The 2,570-nt window shown below is 52.5% G+C and carries 2 rRNA genes; both read right to left on the bottom strand.

Features of this window, described 5'->3' with window-relative positions:
• A 5S ribosomal RNA gene (gene rrf, locus ACKJSM_RS28585) occupies nucleotides 1-71 on the bottom strand; the annotation flags it as partial.
• 151 nt (nucleotides 72-222) lie between these two features.
• Nucleotides 223-2,570: ribosomal RNA gene (locus ACKJSM_RS28580) — 23S ribosomal RNA — on the bottom strand; the annotation flags it as partial.

Below are 2,570 nucleotides of genomic sequence, written 5' to 3'. Positions count from 1 at the left end.
TCGGCGATGCATCGTTTCACTTCTGAGTTCGGGATGGGATCAGGTGGTTCCAACGCTCTATGGTCGTCAAGAAATTCGGGTACTGACTCGCGGCCGGCTGGCCTCGCTTCAGCAAATTGGGTATGTGACAGCTGTCGGTATCTTGTGAGCGTCGAACTTTCGGTTCATTGCGTCTTCACACACCGCAATCTGGCCTTTCGACTCAAATTGCTTGGGTGTTATATGGTCAAGCCTCACGGGCAATTAGTATTGGTTAGCTCAACGCCTCACAGCGCTTACACACCCAACCTATCAACGTCGTAGTCTTCGACGGCCCTTCAGGGAACTCAAGGTTCCAGTGAGATCTCATCTTGAGGCAAGTTTCCCGCTTAGATGCTTTCAGCGGTTATCTTTCCCGAACATAGCTACCCGGCAATGCCACTGGCGTGACAACCGGAACACCAGAGGTTCGTCCACTCCGGTCCTCTCGTACTAGGAGCAGCCCCTCTCAAATCTCAAACGTCCACGGCAGATAGGGACCGAACTGTCTCACGACGTTCTAAACCCAGCTCGCGTACCACTTTAAATGGCGAACAGCCATACCCTTGGGACCGGCTTCAGCCCCAGGATGTGATGAGCCGACATCGAGGTGCCAAACACCGCCGTCGATATGAACTCTTGGGCGGTATCAGCCTGTTATCCCCGGAGTACCTTTTATCCGTTGAGCGATGGCCCTTCCATACAGAACCACCGGATCACTAAGACCTACTTTCGTACCTGCTCGACGTGTCTGTCTCGCAGTCAAGCGCGCTTTTGCCTTTATACTCTACGACCGATTTCCGACCGGTCTGAGCGCACCTTCGTACTCCTCCGTTACTCTTTAGGAGGAGACCGCCCCAGTCAAACTACCCACCATACACTGTCCTCGATCCGGATAACGGACCTGAGTTAGAACCTCAAAGTTGCCAGGGTGGTATTTCAAGGATGGCTCCACGCGAACTGGCGTCCACGCTTCAAAGCCTCCCACCTATCCTACACAAGCAAATTCAAAGTCCAGTGCAAAGCTATAGTAAAGGTTCACGGGGTCTTTCCGTCTAGCCGCGGATACACTGCATCTTCACAGCGATTTCAATTTCACTGAGTCTCGGGTGGAGACAGCGCCGCCATCGTTACGCCATTCGTGCAGGTCGGAACTTACCCGACAAGGAATTTCGCTACCTTAGGACCGTTATAGTTACGGCCGCCGTTTACCGGGGCTTCGATCAAGAGCTTCGCGTTAGCTAACCCCATCAATTAACCTTCCGGCACCGGGCAGGCGTCACACCCTATACGTCCACTTTCGTGTTTGCAGAGTGCTGTGTTTTTAATAAACAGTCGCAGCGGCCTGGTATCTTCGACCGGCGTGGGCTTACGCAGCAAGTGCTTCACCCTCACCGGCGCACCTTCTCCCGAAGTTACGGTGCCATTTTGCCTAGTTCCTTCACCCGAGTTCTCTCAAGCGCCTTGGTATTCTCTACCCAACCACCTGTGTCGGTTTGGGGTACGGTTCCTGGTTATCTGAAGCTTAGAAGCTTTTCTTGGAAGCATGGCATCAACCACTTCGTCGCCTAAAGGCAACTCGTCATCAGCTCTCGGCCTTGAAACCCCGGATTTACCTAAGATTTCAGCCTACCACCTTAAACTTGGACAACCAACGCCAAGCTGGCCTAGCCTTCTCCGTCCCTCCATCGCAATAACCAGAAGTACAGGAATATTAACCTGTTTTCCATCGACTACGCTTTTCAGCCTCGCCTTAGGGACCGACTAACCCTGCGTCGATTAACGTTGCGCAGGAAACCTTGGTCTTTCGGCGTGGGTGTTTTTCACACCCATTGTCGTTACTCATGTCAGCATTCGCACTTCTGATACCTCCAGCAAGCTTCTCAACTCACCTTCACAGGCTTACAGAACGCTCCTCTACCGCATCACTTACGTGATACCCGTAGCTTCGGTGTATGGTTTGAGCCCCGTTACATCTTCCGCGCAGGCCGACTCGACTAGTGAGCTATTACGCTTTCTTTAAAGGGTGGCTGCTTCTAAGCCAACCTCCTAGCTGTCTAAGCCTTCCCACATCGTTTCCCACTTAACCATAACTTTGGGACCTTAGCTGACGGTCTGGGTTGTTTCCCTTTTCACGACGGACGTTAGCACCCGCCGTGTGTCTCCCATGCTCGGCACTTGTAGGTATTCGGAGTTTGCATCGGTTTGGTAAGTCGGGATGACCCCCTAGCCGAAACAGTGCTCTACCCCCTACAGTGATACATGAGGCGCTACCTAAATAGCTTTCGAGGAGAACCAGCTATCTCCGAGCTTGATTAGCCTTTCACTCCGATCCACAGGTCATCCGCTAACTTTTCAACGGTAGTCGGTTCGGTCCTCCAGTCAGTGTTACCTAACCTTCAACCTGCCCATGGATAGATCGCCCGGTTTCGGGTCTATTCCCAGCGACTAGACGCCCTATTAAGACTCGCTTTCGCTACGCCTCCCCTATTCGGTTAAGCTCGCCACTGAAAATAAGTCGCTGACCCATTATACAAAAGGTACGCAGTCAC

Origin of the sequence: Pseudomonas sp. PHC1 (assembly GCF_046487845.1) — a bacterium.
Lineage (GTDB): Bacteria > Pseudomonadota > Gammaproteobacteria > Pseudomonadales > Pseudomonadaceae > Aquipseudomonas > Aquipseudomonas sputi.
This window is presented reverse-complemented; position numbering and strand designations above follow the sequence as displayed.